Origin of the sequence: Microbispora sp. CL1-1, from assembly GCF_012034195.1 — a bacterium.
Lineage (GTDB): Bacteria > Actinomycetota > Actinomycetes > Streptosporangiales > Streptosporangiaceae > Microbispora.
Map to the genome: position 1 here is coordinate 1 of NZ_JAATEK010000204.1, position 411 is coordinate 411.

The 411-nt window shown below is 60.6% G+C and carries 1 protein-coding gene; it reads left to right on the forward strand.

Going from position 1 to position 411, the window contains the following annotated elements; genetic code table 11:
• Positions 1–411 (forward strand): hypothetical protein (locus HCK04_RS40615; protein WP_168066717.1); only part of this gene is annotated, 411 nt, incomplete at both ends.

The following is a 411-nucleotide window of genomic DNA, read 5'->3' on the forward strand; positions in this document are numbered from 1 at the left end:
CCGGCAAGTACGAGTCGCAGACCTACCGCACCAAGTGGCAGGCCGAAGCGGCGCTGAAGAAGCTCCAGGCCGACAAGACCACGGTTGCGTCGAAGCTGAAGGTCGAAGAGGTCAAGGAGCTCTCGCGGTTCGGCAAGGAGACGGCGATCAGCGTCGCCGACTTCCAGAACTACAACAAGGGCGCGAACCTGACGGGCAACGGCCCCTGGGCTCCCTTCACGTCCGTCAAGACCGATTCGATCAAGCCGAGCGAGTACAAGTTCTGGAACAAGGACTCGTACGTCAGCCAGGACGGGACGACTCTGTACTACCGGGTCCCCAAGCCGGGTAAGCGGAACGAGTTCGACTTCTTCAAGCGGACCTTCTCGGCGAAGATCCTCACCACCTACAAGGTCGTGGGCTTCAAGTTCG